The sequence below is a fragment of the Actinomadura sp. KC216 genome (assembly GCF_004348535.1).
Classification (GTDB): Bacteria; Actinomycetota; Actinomycetes; order Streptosporangiales; family Streptosporangiaceae; genus Spirillospora.
On record NZ_SMJX01000174.1, the window covers coordinates 1 to 17,197 of the forward strand.

Genomic DNA, 17,197 nt, shown 5'->3' on the forward strand with positions numbered 1-17,197 from the left:
GGCGTTCGCAGACACGTTCGCCGACACCGCGTTGCCGACCGAGGCCCCGGCCTTCGCGCCGACCGACAGGCCGGGCTCCTCGGACACCGCCGTGGTCCGGTTGCCCTGGCGGGTGCCCGAGCCGCCGCTCAGGGACGCGTTCACGCCCGCGTCCACCCGGACGCCCCCCGTGCCGCCCTTCGACGTGCCGATACCGACACCGAGGCCGAGGTCGAGCTTCAGGCCCGAGCCGCTGGCCTCGACCGGCTTGCTGGACGTCGTAGGACCGAGATCAAGACTGAGCAGGGAGCTCGACGTGGCGCCCTTCTCGGCGGAGGGCTGGGAGGTCTCGGCGTGCGAAACGCCGCTCATGGCGGCTATGCCGAGCACCGTTGCCCCGGCCGTCACCGCCAGTCTCCTACCGTGATGCACTGATACTCCTGAGGGGAAAGTGGTTGCACAACCTGCGAGCACGTTTACACGTCCAGTAGTGGCTGTGAACAGTGATCGCGCCATTTAGGTGTAGTTTCACAATCACTGACTGTCCATGTTGTGCACTCTTGAGGCGTGTCGTCCGCGCCCGCCCGGCCGGGGTGCCGCCGGGCCGCCGCGATACTGGGGTGATGACCAGGGTCATCGCGGGCAGCGCGGGCGGGCGGCGGCTGGCCGTCCCGCCGGGACGGGACACCAGGCCGACCAGTGACCGCGCCAGGGAAGGACTGTTCGCCACGGTCCTGGCCCTGCTCGGCCCGCTGGACGGCCTGCGCGTCGCCGACCTTTACGCGGGATCGGGCGCCGTCGGCCTGGAGGCGCTGTCCCGGGGCGCCGCCCACGCGCTGCTCGTCGAGTCGCATCCGCGTGCCATGAAGGTGATCCGGCAGAACGCCGAAGCGCTGGGGCTGCCGGGCGCCGTCCCGTGCGCGGACAAGGTGGAGCGGGTCGTCCGCAAGCCCCCGCCGGACGGGCCGTACGACCTGATCTTCGCCGACCCGCCGTATGCGCTGGCGGACGCGTCCGTCACCGCCCTGCTGGAGGACCTCCGCGACCACGGCTGGACGGCCCCGGACGCGCTCATCGCCGTGGAACGCGCCGCCCGCGGCCCGGCACTGCGCTGGCCCGACGGCTACGAGCCCGAACGCGACCGCCGCTACGGCGAAGCGGTGTTCTGGTACGGCCGCGCCACAGCCGGCTGACGCGCCGCGCCGGGCGTACCGGGACGACCCCCCGCACCCCCGGTGAAAAGCGGGCCGAATGCGATTTGGTACGTTCGCGCCGCAGGTCAGAAACCGGGAGCGAAGGGGTTCGCGCCGTGCGTCGTGTCGTCTGTCCGGGATCGTTCGACCCCGTCACCAACGGGCACCTCGACATCATCAGCCGCGCCTGCCGCCTCTACGACGAGGTGGTCGTCGCCGTGCTGATCAACAAGAGCAAGAAGAGCCTGTTCACCGTGGACGAGCGCGCCGACATGATCTCCGAGGTCACCAAGCAGTACGGCAACGTCACGGTCGACACCTTCTACGGCCTCACCGTCGACTACTGCAAGGAGCAGAACATCCCGGTGATCGTCCGTGGTCTCCGGGCCGTCAGCGACTACGAGTACGAGCTGCAGATGGCCCAGATGAACCACCGCATCGCCGGTGTGGAGACGCTGTTCATGGCGACGAACCCCGAGTACGCGTTCCTGTCGTCCAGCCTGATGAAAGAGGTCGTGAAGTTCGGCGGCGACATCTCCGGCCTCGTGCCCGACCTCGTCCACGAGCGGCTGGTCGAGCGGCTCAAGGCGGACTGACCGCGCCCGCGAGACGAAGCCGCGCACCGGCGGGCCGCGCACCGGCGGCCCTCCCTGGTGAGCGGGCCCGCGAGTTGGGTCAACGGCCGGGTCTTCGGTACCCTGGGACATCGGCCATCACCGTGGCCGTCATTCTCATGCCTCACGAAAGCAGGAATCCACTGTCACGTCTCGACCCCAACGCCCCTCTCGTGCTCGACACCCGAGCTCTGGGCAGGCAACCCGGGTCGTCGCGGGAGGAGAACCTGTCCGTGCCGGCACCGGAGAATTTCGGCGTCGAGATGGTGGGCGTCCCGGAAGGCGCCGCGATCGAGCTGGACATCCGGCTCGAAGCGGTCCTGGAAGGGGTGCTCGTCACCGGCACGGCGACCGTCCCCCTCCGGGGGGAGTGCGCCCGCTGCCTCGACCCGATCGCCTCGACCTTCGAGGCGGACTTCCAGGAACTCTTCGTCTACGACGACACCCGCTCCGGCGGGAACGCCGACGATGACGAGCTCCGCCTGGAGGGCGACCTGATCGACCTCGAACCGGTCCTGCGGGACGCGGTGGTGCTCGCGCTGCCGCTGTCCCCGCTGTGCCGGGACGACTGCCCGGGCCTGTGCCCGGAGTGCGGTGTGCGGCTGGCGGACGCCGAGCCCGGTCACCGCCACGACGTCGCCGACCCCCGGTGGGCGGCGCTGCAGGACCTCGCCGGCGACCTGGCGCCGGCGTCCCCCGACCGGGGGGACGGGAGCAACGGCTCCCGTGCATCATCCGATCGACGAGAACGAAGGCAGGAGGGCTGACGTGGCCGTCCCGAAGCGGAAGAAGTCGCGCAGCAACACGCGGCACCGGCGCTCGCAGTGGAAGACCGCGGCGCCGAATCTGGTCGAGTGCCCGACGTGCCGCGACCCGAAGCTGCCGCACACCGCGTGCGCGACCTGCGGCACCTACAACCGGCGCGAGGTCATCGCCCCGTCGGCCTGAGTCTTCACGCATCCTGGGGGGCGGATCCGCGCGACGGCGCGTACCGCCCCCCGATGCGGCAGGACCAGGCATCCGACCACCCGGCGCGCGACGCCGGCGTGGTGACAGGCGCGGAGACTGAACGAACCGTCAAGCGAAGCTCGTCCGTTGAACGGCGGCGGGTGGGAGCTGAAGGACGGTTGTTCACTGCGCCCGGAGCCGTGGTGCACGCCGGGATCAGCCGACCGGCGCGCACCTCGTCTTCGCGGACACCCCTCCTCGCCCGTCCTCGCCGGCCCGGCCGCCCAGGCCGCGCGCCCCAGACGCGACCGCGCCATGCGCGGTACACGGCCTGCGAGGAGGGCCCGTGAGCGGAAAGAAGAGCGATCCGGCTCCGGATCGCACCGAACTGACCGGCGCGCTCGGCGTCGAAGTGAACGACGACCTGCTCGAACGCGCGCTGACGCACCGTTCGTACGCCTACGAGAACGGCGGCCTGCCCACCAACGAGCGCCTGGAGTTCCTCGGCGACTCGGTGCTGGGGCTGGTCGTCACCGACACCCTGTTCCGCGGTCACCCCGACCTGCCGGAGGGGCAGCTCGCCAAGCTGCGCGCCGCCGTCGTCAACATGCGCGCCCTCGCGGGCGTCGCGCGCGGCCTCGGCGTCGGCGCCCACATCCGGCTCGGCCGCGGCGAGGAGGGCACCGGGGGCCGCGACAAGGCCTCGATCCTCGCCGACACGCTGGAGGCGCTGATCGGCGCCGTCTACCTGGACCGCGGGCTGGACGAGGCGTCCGCGCTGGTGCACCGGCTCTTCGACGCGCTGATCGCCCGCTCGGCGGGCCTCGGCGCCGGGCTGGACTGGAAGACCTCGCTGCAGGAGCTCACCGCCGTGGAGGAGCTCGGCGTCCCCGAGTACCACGTCGCCGAGAGCGGCCCCGACCACCAGAAGACGTTCCGCGCGTCCGTGCGGGTCGGCGGCCGGACGTACGGGTCCGGTGAGGGCCGCAGCAAGAAGGAGGCCGAGCAGCACGCCGCCGAGGCCGCCTGGAACGAGATCCGCGAGATCGTCGTCCAGCGGGACGCTCCGGGCCGGGCGGAGCCCGCCGCCGCCGAGGAGGCCGGGCGGCCGGTCGAGGACGGACAGGCGGCCCAGGCCGGTGCCTGAGCTGCCCGAGGTCGAGGTCGTCCGGCGGGGCATGGACCGGTTCACGACCGGCCGCACCATCGCCTCCGCCGAGGTCCTGCACCCGCGGGCGGTGCGCCGCCACGACGCGGGCCCCGCCGACTTCGCCGGGCGCCTCGCCGGACGCACCGTCCTCACGCCCCGCCGCCGCGGCAAGTACATGTGGCTGCCGCTGCGCGCCGACGGCGACGGGCCGCCCGAGGAGGCGCTCCTGGCCCACCTCGGGATGAGCGGCCAGCTGCTCGTCGGCGAACCGGACCGGGAGCGGGAGAAGCACCTGCGCGTCCGGATCGTCTTCGACGACGGCGGCCTCGACCTTCGCTTCGTCGACCAGCGGACGTTCGGGCACCTCATGGTCGCCGACATGGCGCCGGACGCGGTCGACGGCTCCGGGCTGGTTCCGGAGCCGATCGTCCACATCGCCGCCGACCCGCTGGAGGACGCCTTCGACGCCGAGGCGTTCTTCCGCGCCCTCCGCCGCCGCAGGACCGGGATCAAGCGGGCGCTGCTCGACCAGTCGCTGATCAGCGGCGTCGGCAACATCTACGCCGACGAGGCCCTGTGGCGCGCGAGGCTGCACTGGGCGCGGCCGACCGAGACGATGACGCGGGCGGAGGCCGCCCGCGTCCTGGAGGCCGCACGGGACGTCATGAGCGCCGCCCTGGCGGTCGGCGGCACCTCGTTCGACAGGCTGTACGTCAACGTGAACGGGGAGAGCGGCTACTTCGAGCGCTCGCTGGACGCCTACGGCAGGCGCGACGAGCCGTGCCGCCGCTGCGGGACGCCCATCCGCCGGGACGAGTTCATGAACCGTTCGTCCTACAGCTGTCCCGTGTGCCAGCCCCGCCCTCGCCGGGGACGGTACTGAGGCGTGGATCGACGACCGGAACGGGGACGTGATGGACGACGGCGAAGAGACGGTGCGGCTGACGGCCTGGGTGCGCGGCCGCGTCCAGGGGGTCGGATTCCGCTGGTGGGTGCGGGCGAGGGCGCTGGAGCTCGGCCTGGCCGGCAGCGCCACCAACCTGGCCGACGGGCGCGTCGAGGTCGTCGCGGAAGGGCCCCGCGCCAAATGCCGCCTGCTCCTGGATCTGCTGGGCGGTGACGCCGCCGATCCGGGCCGCCCGGGGAAGGTCACCGGCGTCACGGAACGTTGGACCGGGCCACGCGGGGAGTCCCCCGGCTTCTACGAGCGGTGACGGGGTGGGGAGCCCTCGTTTATACCTGCTAAACTAGTAGAGGAAGGTTGTTACCGGCCTGTGATGTGCGTCTTGACCAGGACACCGGCCGGTGCGACTCTAGACGATACGCGCACCGACTTCAGCAGATTCTCGTGCGCGATCCCTGCTGGTTACTCAGCGTGGAGGACCCTTAGTCATGGCGAAGGCTCTACTCGGCCACGTCGGCGGTCCCGACCCCCGGATGGTCGCGGAGATGCGGCGCCTTCAGCAGCGCGTACGTGATCTGGAAGCCGAGCTCGTACGGCTCCAGGCGGAGAACGACGCGCTTGCGACGGCGACGGACGACGATGTGATGTCGCTTCCGGTGAAGGACCGTGAACCGGCGCTGACCTGATCGGCGCCTGCTTCCCAAGAGTGAACAGGGACGTCGGCCACTCGGCGTCCCTTAATCGTGCCTGCCTGTCAGCCCAGGGGGGCGACCCCCTGGAACCCCCGTCGCGAGCCGGTCGATCCTCACGCCACGGTGCGGTTTGCCGTGACCGTGCGGGTTGTCGCGTGGCGCTGCGGTCGCCCGGCTCGGCGGGTCATGCGTCCTCCGGCGCTGGGGCGCCTCCGGCCGCACGACCCGTGACCCCGGCTTAGGCGCAGACCCAAGCAGCCGAACCCGACCCCGTCCAGGGATTGGGTGTCGTCGCCGTTCACGCTTTTCTATGAACCGGGGACGTCCGCCATTTCTCCACACCCCCAGGTCGTCACTTCGGGGACCAGTCAAGATTCGGTCAATCCCGACCCTTTTTCGGTACGTCCGCGTCCGACGCTTTTGTGGCAATGGCCAGTTTCCGGGTACCCGCAGCGAAGCGCGACTACCGGACGCGACGACCCCAGCCACCACCGTAACCACGCGACGACCTCAACGCCTGCGATCGCGTCCGAAGGCAGGTTCGAGCTTGCGAGAACCTGGTCGCGCAGCGAGCCGCCAGGCGAGCCGGAGCGATGCAGCGATCGTGCGCCGCGTCCGACGATGGAGGCCCGCCAGGGCCGAAGGAGGAGGGCGAGGCCATAAGCACAGCAGCGATCGCGCGCAGCGCTCGACGATGGAGGCCCGCCAGGGCCGAAGGAGGAGAGCACTGCCATAGGCAACGCAGTATCGTTCGACGGATGTTGTCGGCTCTTCATCGGCGGAGGAGGACTGGGAGCGCGTGTATCTGAAGACCCTGACGTTGCGCGGCTTCAAGTCCTTCGCGTCGTCCACCACGTTGAAGTTCGAGCCGGGGATCACGGCCGTGGTCGGGCCGAACGGGTCGGGCAAGTCGAACGTCGTGGACGCGCTGGCCTGGGTGATGGGGGAGCAGGGCGCGAAGTCGCTGCGCGGCGGGAAGATGGAGGACGTCATCTTCGCCGGCACCGCGAATCGGGCGCCGCTCGGGCGGGCCGAGGTCGTGCTGACGATCGACAACTCCGATGGCGCGCTGCCGATCGACTACACCGAGGTGACGATCAGCCGGCTGATGTTCCGGTCGGGGTCGAGCGAGTACGCGATCAACGGCGACTCGTGCCGGTTGCTGGACATCCAGGAGCTGCTGTCCGACTCGGGCATCGGCCGCGAGATGCACGTGATCATCGGGCAGGGGCAGCTCGACCGCGTCCTGCATTCGGGGCCCGAGGGGCGCCGGGCGGTGATCGAGGAGGCGGCGGGCGTCCTCAAGCATCGCAAGCGGAAGGAGAAGGCGCTCCGGAAGCTGGACGCGATGCAGGGCAACCTGACCCGCGTCCAGGACTTGACCGGTGAGCTGCGGCGGCAGCTGAAGCCGCTGGGGCGGCAGGCGGAGATCGCGCGCAAGGCCGCCGTGATCCAGGCGGACCTGCGCGACGCGCGGCTCCGGCTGCTCGCGGACGACCTCGTCACGCTGCGGACGAAGCTGGAGCAGGAGGCCGCGGACGAGGCCGCCGTCCGGGAGCGCCGCACGGAGACGGAGCGGGCGCTGGCGGAGGCGCAGCGGCGCGAGGGCGTGCTGGAGGCGGAGGAGGCCGAGCAGGCGCCGCGGCTGGCGCAGGTTCAGGACACCTGGTTCCAGCTGTCGGCGCTGAAGGAGCGGCTGCGCGGCGTCGCCGATCTGGCGGCGGAGCGGTACAGGAACGCGGCGGAGGTGCGCGAGGAGGAGCGGCGCGGGCGCGATCCCGAGGACATGGAGCGTGAGGCGGCCGAGATCCGCGAGCAGGAGGAGATGCTGCGGGCGGCGCTGGAGGAGGCGCAGGACGGGCTCTCGCGCGCGGTCGAGGAGCGGTCGGGCGCCGAGGAGGCTCTCGCGGCGGAGGAGCGCAGGCTGCAGGCCGCGGCCCGTGCCGCGGCCGACCGCCGGGAGGAGCTGGCCCGGTTGCGCGGGCACGTCGAGGCGCTGCGCAGCAAGGCGCAGGCGGGGCGGTCGGAGATCGGGCGGCTCACCGAGGCGCGGGAGGAGGCCCAGCAGCGGGCGGAGTCCGCGCAGGCCGAGTTCGAGGCGTTCGAGGCGGAGGTCGTCGAGGATCCGGAGCTCGCGGCCGAGCACGAGGCCGCTCAGGAGGCGCTCGCCACGGCCAAGGACGCCGCCGAGTCTGCGCGGGCGGCGGTCGGCGGGCCGCGCGGTGCGCTGAAGGAGGCCCGGTCGGCCGTGGGGTCTGCCCGGTCGGCCGATCAGGCGGCGCAGAAGCGGGTCACGGCCTTGCAGGCCCGGATCGAAGCCCTGAACCTGACGTTGGCGAGCGCCGCCGACGGCGGGGAGGCCTTGCTGGCGGCGGGTTCCGATGGGTCGCTCGACGGGGTGCTGGGGACGGTCGCGTCGCTGCTGAACGTCCGTCCCGGGTACGAGACGGCGGTCGCGGCGGCGCTCGGCAACGCCGCCGAGGCCATCGCGGTCGGGTCGCTCGACACCGCCGAGGCCGCGCTGGCGCTGTTGCGGTCGCGTGATGCCGGACGGGCCGGGCTGCTCATCGGCGGGGGAGCCGTCGGGGCCTGGAGCCGGGTCCCAGGCGTCGACTATGCGGTCGACGCGGTGAACGTGCCTGATCCTGTGCGTCCTGCGGTCGAGCATCTACTGCGTGAAGTGGCCGTGGCGGATGACGTCCCAGCGGCGGCTGCGCTCGTCCGTAGGGAACCGTCTTTGCGCGCAGTGACCCGCGATGGGGAGCTGGTCGGCGCGCACTGGGCGCAGGGAGGCGCGGCCGGTGGCGCCCAGAGCCTCCTGCAGATGCGTGCGACGCTCGACGAGGCCGCTGAGGACCTGGCAGCGGCGGAGACGGCGGCCGGTGCGGCTGCAGATGACCTCAGCGCGTCGATAGAGCGCGAGCAGGCCGCACAAGCGGCGCTGGAGGGCGCGGAAGCCGCCGCGGCCGAGGCCCAGGCGAGCGTGAACCAGGCCCAGACGGAGCTTGACCGCGTCCGCGCGCGCTTGCGCGAGTTCGACGCGCAGGCCGCTCAGGAAGCCAAACGCGCCGCCCGCCTGGAGGCCGACGTCCGCGCCGCGCGGGGCGAGGCCGAGCGGCTGACCAAGGCGCTCGACGCGGCGAGCGAGTCCCTGGAGCGCGACACCGAGGCGGCCGAGGAGCTCGCGATGCGGCTCGCCGAGTCGGAGGAGGCCGCCGAGGTCGCCGACGAGGCCGGGCACGGCACCGACGCCCGCGACGAGCTGAACGCCCGCTGCCAGGAGCTGCGCGCCGCCGAGATGGAGGCGCGGCTGACGGTCCGCACCGCCGAGGAGCGCGTCCAGGCCATCGCCGGACGCGCCGACGCGCTGGAGCGCGGCGCCCATCGCGAACGCGAGGAACGCGCCCGTGCCGCGCAGCGCCGCGCCCGCCGCGAGCAGCAGGCCAGGGTCGCCGACGCCGTCCTCAAGGGCGCGCGGACGGCCCTGGAGCGCATCGACCACTCGCTGGCCGCCGCCGTCCGGCGCAGGGAGGCCGCGGAGCAGGCCAAGGCCGCCCGGGAGGCGGAGCTGAAGGTCGTCCGGACGCAGGTGCGCGAGCTGTCCGGGACCCTCGAACGGCTCGTCAACGTCGTCCACGGCAACGAGGTCGCCCGCGCGGAGCAGCGGCTCCGGCTGGAGCAGTACGAGCAGCGCGCCCTGGAGGAGTTCGGGCTGGAGGTCGAGGCGCTCGTCTCGGAGTACGGGCCCGATCAGCCCGTCCCGCAGGACCCCGAAAATGAATCTAATTCGGACGGGGAAAAGGGCGCTGCCGCGGAGCCCGTCCCCTACGACAGGGCCGTTCAGGAAAAGCGTGCCAAAGTCGCGGAACGGCAGCTCAACCAGCTCGGCAAAGTCAATCCGCTGGCGCTGGAGGAGTTCGCGGCGCTGGAGGAGCGGCACGCCTTCCTGACCTCGCAACTGGAAGACCTGAAGAAGACGCAGCGGGAACTCCTCGGCCTTGTCAAAGAGGTGGACGAGCGCGTCCAGCAGGTGTTCGCCGCCGCCTACGACGACACCGCCCGCGAATTCGAACGCATTTTCGCCCGCCTGTTCCCGGGCGGTGAGGGCAGCCTGTCGCTGACCGTGCCCGACGACATGCTCACCACCGGCGTGGAGGTCGCGGCCCGCCCGCCGGGCAAGAAGGTCAAGCGGCTGTCGCTGCTGTCGGGCGGCGAGCGGTCGCTGGTCGCGATCGCGTTCCTCGTCGCCGTCTTCAAGGCCCGGCCCTCGCCGTTCTACGTCCTCGACGAGGTCGAGGCCGCGCTTGACGACACCAACACGCAGCGGCTCATCACCGTCTTCGAGGAGCTGCGCGAGTCGTCCCAGATCATCCTGATCACCCACCAGAAGCGGACGATGGAGGGCGCCGACGCCCTCTACGGCGTCAGCATGCGCGGCGACGGCGTCACCCAGGTCGTCAGCCAGCGGTTGCACGAGCCCGCCTGAATTGCGCCCGGCGGATGATATCCCGCCACCTTTCCATGGAACGTTACACCGCTCGACGTTCCATATTTCGGACGGACCCGAGACCTGGACCGCGGTAATTTCAGCGCCCTATAACGGTTTGGCACGGGAGCATTTGCGCCGGTAACGGGATGGTCCACCCGGCCGGGATGCACCGAACGTGACGGCGCGGCGACGCTCACGGGCTTGTGTGCCTTGGACCCATCCACTACGCATAGGCACCGTGGTTCTCCGGCTCCCGTTGCCGGGCACCCCCGCCCGGTGCGGAGAACCGCTGGAAGGGTGATGCTCGTGGACCCGCAGAAACTCAAAGACAATTTCGCCCTGGTGGCCGTGAACGGCGCGGAGGTCGCCGAATATTTCTACGCGGACCTTTTCGCGCGGGAACCGCAGCTCAGGTCGATGTTCCCGGCCGGGATGACCCGCCAGCACGAGGTGCTGCTCGGCGCCCTGTCCCAGATCGTCTCGACCGTCGACGACGAGGACGAGCTCATCCCCTTCCTGCGGGACCTCGGCCGCCGGCACCACGACTTCGGCGTCCTCGACGAGCACTACACGCCCGTCGGCGCCAGCCTCATCGCCACCCTCGCCTACTTCACCGGGCCCGGCTGGACCGAGGACCTCGAACGCGACTGGAGGGCCGCCTACGGCCTCGTCGCCAGCGTCATGTCCGAGGCCGCCGCGGAGCTCGTCTCCTGATCCACGTGGACGCACAGCGCCTGAAAGACAACTTCGCGCTCGTCGCCGAGCAGGGCGACGCCGTCGCGCTCTTCTTCTATTCCGACCTGTTCGTGCGCAACCCGCACCTGCGCGACATGTTCCCGATCGGGATGAGCCACCAGCGCGACAAGCTGCTGCGCGCCCTCGGGCACATCGTCGCCCAGGTCGACGACCTGTCCAACCTGGTGCCGTTCTTGCAGCAGCTCGGCCGCGACCACCGCAGGTTCGGGATCGTCGCCGAGCACTACCCGCACGTCGGCGCCAGCCTCATCGCGACGCTGCGGCACTTCTCCGGCGAGGCCTGGTCCGAGGACATCGAGAGCGACTGGAGCGCCGCCTACACCCTCGTCGGCAAGGTCATGCTGGAAGCGGCCGACGAGGACGCCCTGACCCGGCCCGCCTGGTGGAACGGCCAGGTCGTCGCGGTCGAACGGCGCCGGTTCGACATCTGCGTGCTGCGCGTCCAGCCGGACCGGCCGCTGCCCTACGAGCCCGGACAGTCCGTCGCGCTGGAGGTGCCGTCCCGGCTGCGGCAGTGGCGGTACTACTCGATGGCGAACGCGCCGCGCCCCGACAACTCCGTCGACTTCCACGTCCGGCTGGTCGACGGGGGCCCGGTCAGCCCCGTCCTGGTGCGCGCGACCGAGACCGGCGACCGCGTCCGGATGGGCGCCCCGGTCGGCACCCTCACGCTGGACGAATCGTCCGGACGGGACATCCTGCTCATCGCGGGCAGCACCGGGCTCGCCCCGCTCAAGGCGATCCTGGAGCAGATCGCCGCGGGCCCCGAGCCGCCGCGCGTCCACCTGTTCTTCGGCGCCCGGACCCGCGACGGCCTGTACGACCTGGAGCACCTGACCAAGCTCGCCGACGAGTTCCCCTGGCTCACCGTCATCCCCGCCGTGTCGGACGAACCCGGCGGACACGGCTTCTCGTCCGTGCTCCAGTCCCCGCATCCGGGATCACAGTCTTGGTTCGAGACGGCGCCCGCGCCCGGACCGTCGCCGGGGGACGGCGACGTCGAGCACGGGAACCTGTCCGACGTCGTGGCCAGGCGCGGCCCCTGGGACGACCACGACGCATACGTGTGCGGGCCCGCCGCGATGGTCGGGCACACCGTCGAGCAGCTCGCGCTGCTCGGCGTCCCGCGGGACCGCATCCGGCTGGAAACCTTCGCAGACGCACAGAGGTGAGCCCGTTGAACCCACCGAACCTTCCCGTCGCCAACGAGGGCACGCGGCTGACCCCGGGCGAGCTCCGGTCGGTGGAGTTCGCCCGGGCCGCGCTCGGTCGCCGCGGCTACGACGAGGAGGAGGTCCGCGCGTTCCTGGCGTACGTCGAGCAGGAACTCGTCCAGATATTCACCGACATGGCCGCGCTCGGCGACGAGGTCAACCGGCTCCGCGCCGAGGTCGCGGCCGGCGGCGCGAACGGCACCGTGATGGCGCCCGAGGACGCGCATTTCCAGGCCGTCCGGATCCTGTCGCAGGCCCAGCAGACCGCGGACCTATACGTCGCGGACGCCGAGCGCTACACCCGCGAGCTCGCCCACGAGGCCCGGCTGCACCGCGAGGCGATCCTGTCCGACGCCAAGGGACGCGCGGAGCAGATGCTGGAACACGCCCACCGCAAGGCCGCCGCCGTCGCCGACGCGGCCGTCCGCACCGCCGAGCAGCACGCGCGCGCCTCCGCCCGCCCGCGCGGCGGCGCCCTCCCGGACGACGAGCGCCGCGCGATGGAGCGCGAGATCGCCTACCTGCGCACCTACAGCGACGTCTACCGCACCCACCTGCGCTCCTACCTGGAAGCACTCCTCCGCAACGTCGACGAATGGGAAAACTCCGAACGCGCTTCTCTGCCCCAGTAAGAACGCCTGGCGGCGCCTCTTGGCGGCGTTGCCCGGGGTCGGGGGTTCCAGGGGGCCGTCTCCGCGGGTAGGCAGCTTCTGGAAAACTGGGGGCGCTATGGAATATCTGATCGTCATTGCCGCGCTGGTGGTCGTCGCGCTGATCGTCGGCGGTGTCATGTTGGTGCGTCCGCGCCGGGGACGCGAGCGGCCGCCCGCCGAGCGTCCGGGCGAGCGGGCCGGAGGCGCGACCGCTGTCGACGAGGCGGACGCGGGCGCGCCGACCTTGGAGAAGGCGCCGCCCACGGAGGTCCCGCCGCCGCGGCCCACGGTCGAGATCGAGAAACCGCCGCCGGGCGCGGGACGGCTGGTCAAGCTGCGGGCGCGGCTGGCCCGTTCGCAGGGCACCTTCGGCAAGACCCTCCTGGGGCTGCTGTCGCGCGAGACGCTGGACGACGACGCCTGGGAGGAGATCGAGGACACCCTGATCACCGCCGACCTGGGCGCCGCGGTGGCCCGGCAGGTCACCGATGATCTGCGGACGCGGGTGCAGGTCCTCGGCACGCGCAGCCCGGAGGAGGTTCGCGGGCTGCTCAAGGAGGAGCTGGTCAAGCAGATCGGCCCGGATCTGGACCGCTCGCTGCACACCGACACGCCCGGGGAGCGTCCCGCCGTGATGATGGTCGTCGGCGTGAACGGCACCGGGAAGACCACCACGTGCGGGAAGCTCGGCCGCGTCCTCGTCGGCGACGGCAAGACCGTGCTCGTCGGCGCCGCCGACACCTTCCGCGCCGCCGCCGCCGACCAGCTGGAGACGTGGGCGAACCGGGTCGGGGCGCAGGTCGTCCGGAAGGACGAGGGCGCCGACCCCGCCAGCGTCGCGTTCGACGCCGTCAAGCAGGGCATCGACACCAAGGTCGACGTGGTGATCATCGACACCGCGGGGCGGCTGCACACCAAGACCGGGCTGATGGACGAGCTCGGCAAGATCAAGCGGGTGGTGGAGAAGCAGGCCACGGTCGATGAGGTGCTGCTCGTCCTCGACGCGACGACCGGGCAGAACGGCATGCAGCAGGCGCGCGTGTTCGCCGAGGTCGTCAACATCACCGGTGTCGTGCTGACCAAGCTGGACGGCACGGCCAAGGGCGGCATCGTCGTCCAGGTGCAGCGGGAGCTGGGCGTGCCGGTCAAGCTCGTCGGCCTCGGCGAGGGACCGGACGATCTCGCCCCCTTCGAGCCCGAGGCCTTCGTCGACGCCATCCTGGGAGACTGAAAAAGCAGGCCAATATTGCAGAAATGCGGTTTGTGAGGATTCGGAAACACCGGTGAAACACGCCGGGACCGGGTTTCACACCGCGGAAACGTAGGGCGCCCCCAGCCGAAACCGCCGCGCCCGAGTCTCTGAGCAGTCACGTTCCCCTGGCGAGGAGGGACTCTCTCAGAGATGAAGATCGATAGCGGTGGCACCGCCTGGATGCTGACGAGCACGGCGCTCGTCCTGCTGATGACTCCCGGACTTGCCTTCTTCTACGGCGGCATGAGCCGGGCCAAAAGCGTCCTCAACATGATGATGATGAGCTTCGTCAGCATCGCCGTCGTGGGCATGGCGTGGGTCGTCTACGGCTACTCGCTCACCTTCGGCGACGGCGGCGCGCTCAGCCCGTTCATCGGCGGGCTCGGCGACTGGGGCCTCGTCGGCCTGGAGAACGCCGCCACGGCCGACGACGGCACCGGCATCCCGCAACTGGTGTTCGCGGCCTTCCAGGCGACGTTCGCCATCATCACCGTCGCGCTGATCAGCGGCGCCGTCGCGGACCGCGCCAAGTTCGGCGCCTGGGTCGTGTTCGCCCTCGTGTGGGTCACGCTCGTGTACTTCCCGATCGCGCACTGGGTCTGGTGGTCGGACGGCGAGAAGGCCGGGTGGCTCTACGACCTCGGCGCCCTCGACTTCGCGGGCGGCACGGTCGTCCACATCAACGCGGGCGTCGCGGCCCTGGCGCTCGTCCTCGTCCTCGGCAGGCGCAGGGGCTGGCCGAAGGAGCCGATGCGCCCGCACAACCTGCCGTTCGTCCTGCTCGGCGCCGGGCTGCTGTGGTTCGGCTGGTTCGGGTTCAACGCCGGGTCCGCGCTCGGCGCCGGCGCCACCGCGGCCGTCGCGTTCGTCAACACGCTCGCCGCGACCTGCGCCGCCGCGTTCGCGTGGATCGTCGTGGAGAAGCTGCGGGACGGGTCGTCCACCACGCTCGGCATCGCGTCCGGCATCGTCGCCGGGCTGGTCGCCGTCACCCCCGCCTGCGCGTTCGTCACGCCGCTCGGCGCCATCGCCCTCGGTCTCGTCGCGGGCGCGGTCTGCGCGTTCGCGGTCGGCCTGAAGTACAGGCTCGGCTTCGACGACTCGCTCGACGTCGTCGGCGTCCACATGGTCGGCGGCATCGTCGGCGCCCTCCTCATCGGCCTCCTGGCCACCACGGCGGTCAACGACGCGGGCGCCGACGGCCTGCTCGCGGGCGGCGGTTTCGCGCTGCTCGGCAAGCAGGCGGTGGCCGTGCTGGCGACGCTCGCCTACTCCTTCGTCGTCACCTACCTGATCGCCAAGGTCATCGACCTGGTCATGGGCTTCCGGATCAGCGAGGACGACGAGGCCGCCGGCATCGACAGCACGGCGCACGCCGAGACGGCGTACGACTTCGGCACCATCCGGGCGGGCACCGGCTCCGGCGCGACCGCCGCCCCGGTCTCCGGCCACTCCGTCGGCACGAAGGTGGAAGCGAAGAAATGAAGCTCATCACGGCGGTCATCAAGCCGTTCAAACTGGACGACGTCAAGAAGGCCCTGGAGGCCTTCGGGGTGCGCGGCCTGACGGTCAGCGAGGCCAGCGGCTACGGCCGGCAGAAGGGCCACACCGAGGTCTACCGCGGCGCCGAGTACCAGGTCGACCTGGTGCCGAAGCTGCGCGTCGAGGTCCTCGTGGACGCGGCGGACGCCGACGACATCATCGACGTCATCGTCAACGCGGCCCGCACCGACAAGATCGGCGACGGCAAGGTCTGGGCCGTCCCTGTCGACACCGTCGTCCGCGTCCGCACCGGCGAAACCGGCCCCGAGGCCCTCTGACCGGCACGGCGGGAGGACGGATGCGCTCAGCACGCGGTGAGGCCCACGGCCTCGTGACGGCCCGAGCCGCTCTCGCGGCGGCTCGGGCCGAGCGAGCCGCCGACCTGGACCGATGGCTGGGATCGCTGCTGCCTGTTCTGGAGGACGTCGCCCTCGTCGCGGTCGGCAGCCACGCGCGACGCGAACTGACACCCGGGGGCGACCTCGACCTCGTCCTCCTGCACCGCGGCCGCTCCGGCATCGCCGAGATCGCCGGCCGCGTCTGGTACCCGGTCTGGGACTCCGGGCTGCGGCTCGACCACTCCGTCCGGACCGTCCACGAGGCCCGGACGGTGGCGCGCGGCGACCTGAAGGCGGCCCTCGGGCTCCTCTCGGCACGCTGGATCGCGGGCGACCGATCCCTCGCGGACGAACTGCGCACCGGCGTCCTCACCGACTGGCGGGCGGACGCCACCGCCCGGCTGGCCGAGCTGTCGCAGCTGTGCCGCGAACGGTGGGAGGCCCAGGGCGAGCTGGCGTTTCTCCTGGAACCCGACCTCAAAGAGGCGCGCGGCGGGCTCCGCGACGTGCACATCCTGCACGCCGTCGCCGCGTCCTGGGTGGCGTCCGGCCCCGACGGCAGGGTCCGGGCGGCCCATGACCTGCTGCTCGACGTCCGGCATGCGTTGCACGACGTCACGGGCCGCTCCAGCGACCGCCTCGTCCTCCAGGAACAGGACGCGGTCGCCCATGCCCTCGGCCTGGCGGACGCGAACGCCCTGCTGCGCTCGCTCTCGGCGGCCGCCCGCACGATCACCTACGCGACCTCGCACGCGTTGCGCCGCGCCAAGCCTCGGCGAGGCGCCATCGAGCGGCGCCCCGTAGGGGACGGCGCGGTCGAGCACGACGGCGAGGTCGTCCTCGCACGAAACGCGGACCTGAACGATCCAGCGCTCATCCTCCGCGTAGCCGCCGCAGCGGCCCATGCGGGCCTGCCCCTCGCTCCCGCAACCGTCGACCGGCTCGCCGACCGCGCCGCCGTTCCCGCGCCGCCCTGGCCCGCCGCCGCCCGCGACGCCCTCGTGTCCCTGCTCGGCGCAGGCCCCGCCGCCATCGGCGTCTGGGAGGCGCTCGACCAGGCCGATCTGATCGTCCGGCTGCTGCCCGAGTGGGAACGCGTCCGCAACCGCCCGCAGCGCAACCCCGTCCACCGCTTCACGGTGGACCGTCACCTGGTCGAAACCGCCGCCGGAGCCGCCGCCCTGACCCGCGAGGTGGCCCGCCCCGACCTGCTCCTCCTGAGCGCCCTCCTGCACGACATCGGCAAAGGCAGCCCCGGCGACCACTCCACCACCGGCGCCGTCATCGCCCACGACATCGGCACCCGCCTCGGCCTCCCCGAAGACGACGTCCGCGTGCTGGAGACCCTCGTCCGCCACCACCTGCTCCTGCCCGAGACCGCCACCCGCCGCGACATCGACGACCCGATGACCGTCCAGACGGTCACCGCCGCCGTCTCGGCGGTCCCCGGCCGCGGACGCGAGATCCTCGACC

17 protein-coding genes are annotated in these 17,197 nt (G+C 71.8%); 16 read left to right on the forward strand and 1 reads right to left on the reverse strand.

Annotated elements, in window-relative coordinates; all coding sequences use genetic code 11:
- Nucleotides 1–387 (reverse strand): hypothetical protein (locus E1264_RS26355; protein ID WP_207936242.1); only part of this gene is annotated, 387 nt, incomplete at its 3' end.
- A gap of 215 nt (nt 388–602) precedes the next feature.
- Between E1264_RS26355 and rsmD the strand changes: the two genes are divergently transcribed.
- The 16 genes from rsmD to E1264_RS26435 form a co-directional block, all read left to right on the forward strand.
- The gene (gene rsmD, locus E1264_RS26360; RefSeq protein ID WP_132178099.1) at nt 603–1,172 is read left to right on the forward strand and encodes a 16S rRNA (guanine(966)-N(2))-methyltransferase RsmD; all 570 of its coding nucleotides are present in this window, start codon (nt 603–605) and stop codon (nt 1,170–1,172) included.
- Nucleotides 1,173–1,288: 116 nt separating this feature from the next.
- Entirely contained in the window at nt 1,289–1,768 is a 480-nt protein-coding gene (gene coaD / locus E1264_RS26365) for a pantetheine-phosphate adenylyltransferase (protein WP_132178101.1), read from the forward strand.
- A 137-nt stretch (nt 1,769–1,905) separates the two neighbouring features.
- The gene (locus E1264_RS26370) at nt 1,906–2,553 is read left to right on the forward strand and encodes a YceD family protein (protein ID WP_132178103.1); all 648 of its coding nucleotides are present in this window, start codon (nt 1,906–1,908) and stop codon (nt 2,551–2,553) included.
- A gap of 1 nt (nt 2,554) precedes the next feature.
- Nucleotides 2,555–2,734, forward strand: a complete 180-nt coding sequence (rpmF, locus tag E1264_RS26375; protein ID WP_132178105.1) for a 50S ribosomal protein L32 — start codon at nt 2,555–2,557, stop codon at nt 2,732–2,734.
- 346 nt (nt 2,735–3,080) lie between these two features.
- Nucleotides 3,081–3,881, forward strand: coding sequence for a ribonuclease III (gene rnc / locus E1264_RS26380; RefSeq protein ID WP_132178107.1), 801 nt, complete (start codon nt 3,081–3,083; stop codon nt 3,879–3,881).
- A complete protein-coding gene (gene mutM / locus E1264_RS26385) occupies nt 3,874–4,767 on the forward strand; it encodes a bifunctional DNA-formamidopyrimidine glycosylase/DNA-(apurinic or apyrimidinic site) lyase (RefSeq protein WP_132178109.1) in 894 nt (297 codons plus the stop codon). Before rnc ends, mutM begins: the two co-directional genes overlap by 8 nt.
- Before the next feature lie 31 nt (nt 4,768–4,798).
- Nucleotides 4,799–5,098: an acylphosphatase gene (locus tag E1264_RS26390; protein ID WP_132178111.1), complete on the forward strand. Its 300-nt coding sequence runs from the start codon at nt 4,799–4,801 to the stop codon at nt 5,096–5,098.
- Nucleotides 5,099–5,276: 178 nt separating this feature from the next.
- The gene (locus E1264_RS26395) at nt 5,277–5,474 is read left to right on the forward strand and encodes a hypothetical protein (RefSeq protein ID WP_131967557.1); all 198 of its coding nucleotides are present in this window, start codon (nt 5,277–5,279) and stop codon (nt 5,472–5,474) included.
- A gap of 805 nt (nt 5,475–6,279) precedes the next feature.
- Nucleotides 6,280–9,966 carry a chromosome segregation protein SMC gene (gene smc / locus E1264_RS26400; protein WP_132178113.1) on the forward strand — a complete coding sequence of 1,229 codons (3,687 nt, stop codon included), beginning with the start codon at nt 6,280–6,282 and terminating at the stop codon, nt 9,964–9,966.
- A gap of 309 nt (nt 9,967–10,275) precedes the next feature.
- Nucleotides 10,276–10,683 (forward strand): globin domain-containing protein, encoded by a 408-nt coding sequence (locus E1264_RS26405; protein ID WP_165964391.1) that lies wholly within the window; start codon nt 10,276–10,278, stop codon nt 10,681–10,683.
- Between the two features lie 5 nt (nt 10,684–10,688).
- Nucleotides 10,689–11,897 (forward strand): globin domain-containing protein, encoded by a 1,209-nt coding sequence (locus tag E1264_RS26410; RefSeq protein WP_132178117.1) that lies wholly within the window; start codon nt 10,689–10,691, stop codon nt 11,895–11,897.
- 5 nt (nt 11,898–11,902) lie between these two features.
- A complete protein-coding gene (locus E1264_RS26415; RefSeq protein WP_165964392.1) occupies nt 11,903–12,571 on the forward strand; it encodes a DivIVA domain-containing protein in 669 nt (222 codons plus the stop codon).
- A gap of 97 nt (nt 12,572–12,668) precedes the next feature.
- Nucleotides 12,669–13,823, forward strand: coding sequence for a signal recognition particle-docking protein FtsY (gene ftsY / locus E1264_RS26420; protein ID WP_132178121.1), 1,155 nt, complete (start codon nt 12,669–12,671; stop codon nt 13,821–13,823).
- 171 nt (nt 13,824–13,994) lie between these two features.
- Nucleotides 13,995–15,329 (forward strand): ammonium transporter, encoded by a 1,335-nt coding sequence (locus E1264_RS26425; protein ID WP_207936245.1) that lies wholly within the window; start codon nt 13,995–13,997, stop codon nt 15,327–15,329.
- On the forward strand, nt 15,326–15,664 hold the full coding sequence (locus tag E1264_RS26430; RefSeq protein ID WP_132178123.1) for a P-II family nitrogen regulator: 339 nt from the start codon (nt 15,326–15,328) through the stop codon (nt 15,662–15,664). Before E1264_RS26425 ends, E1264_RS26430 begins: the two co-directional genes overlap by 4 nt.
- A 20-nt stretch (nt 15,665–15,684) precedes the next feature.
- The coding region (locus E1264_RS26435) for a [protein-PII] uridylyltransferase (protein ID WP_132178125.1) at nt 15,685–17,197 on the forward strand (1,513 nt) is incomplete at its 3' end.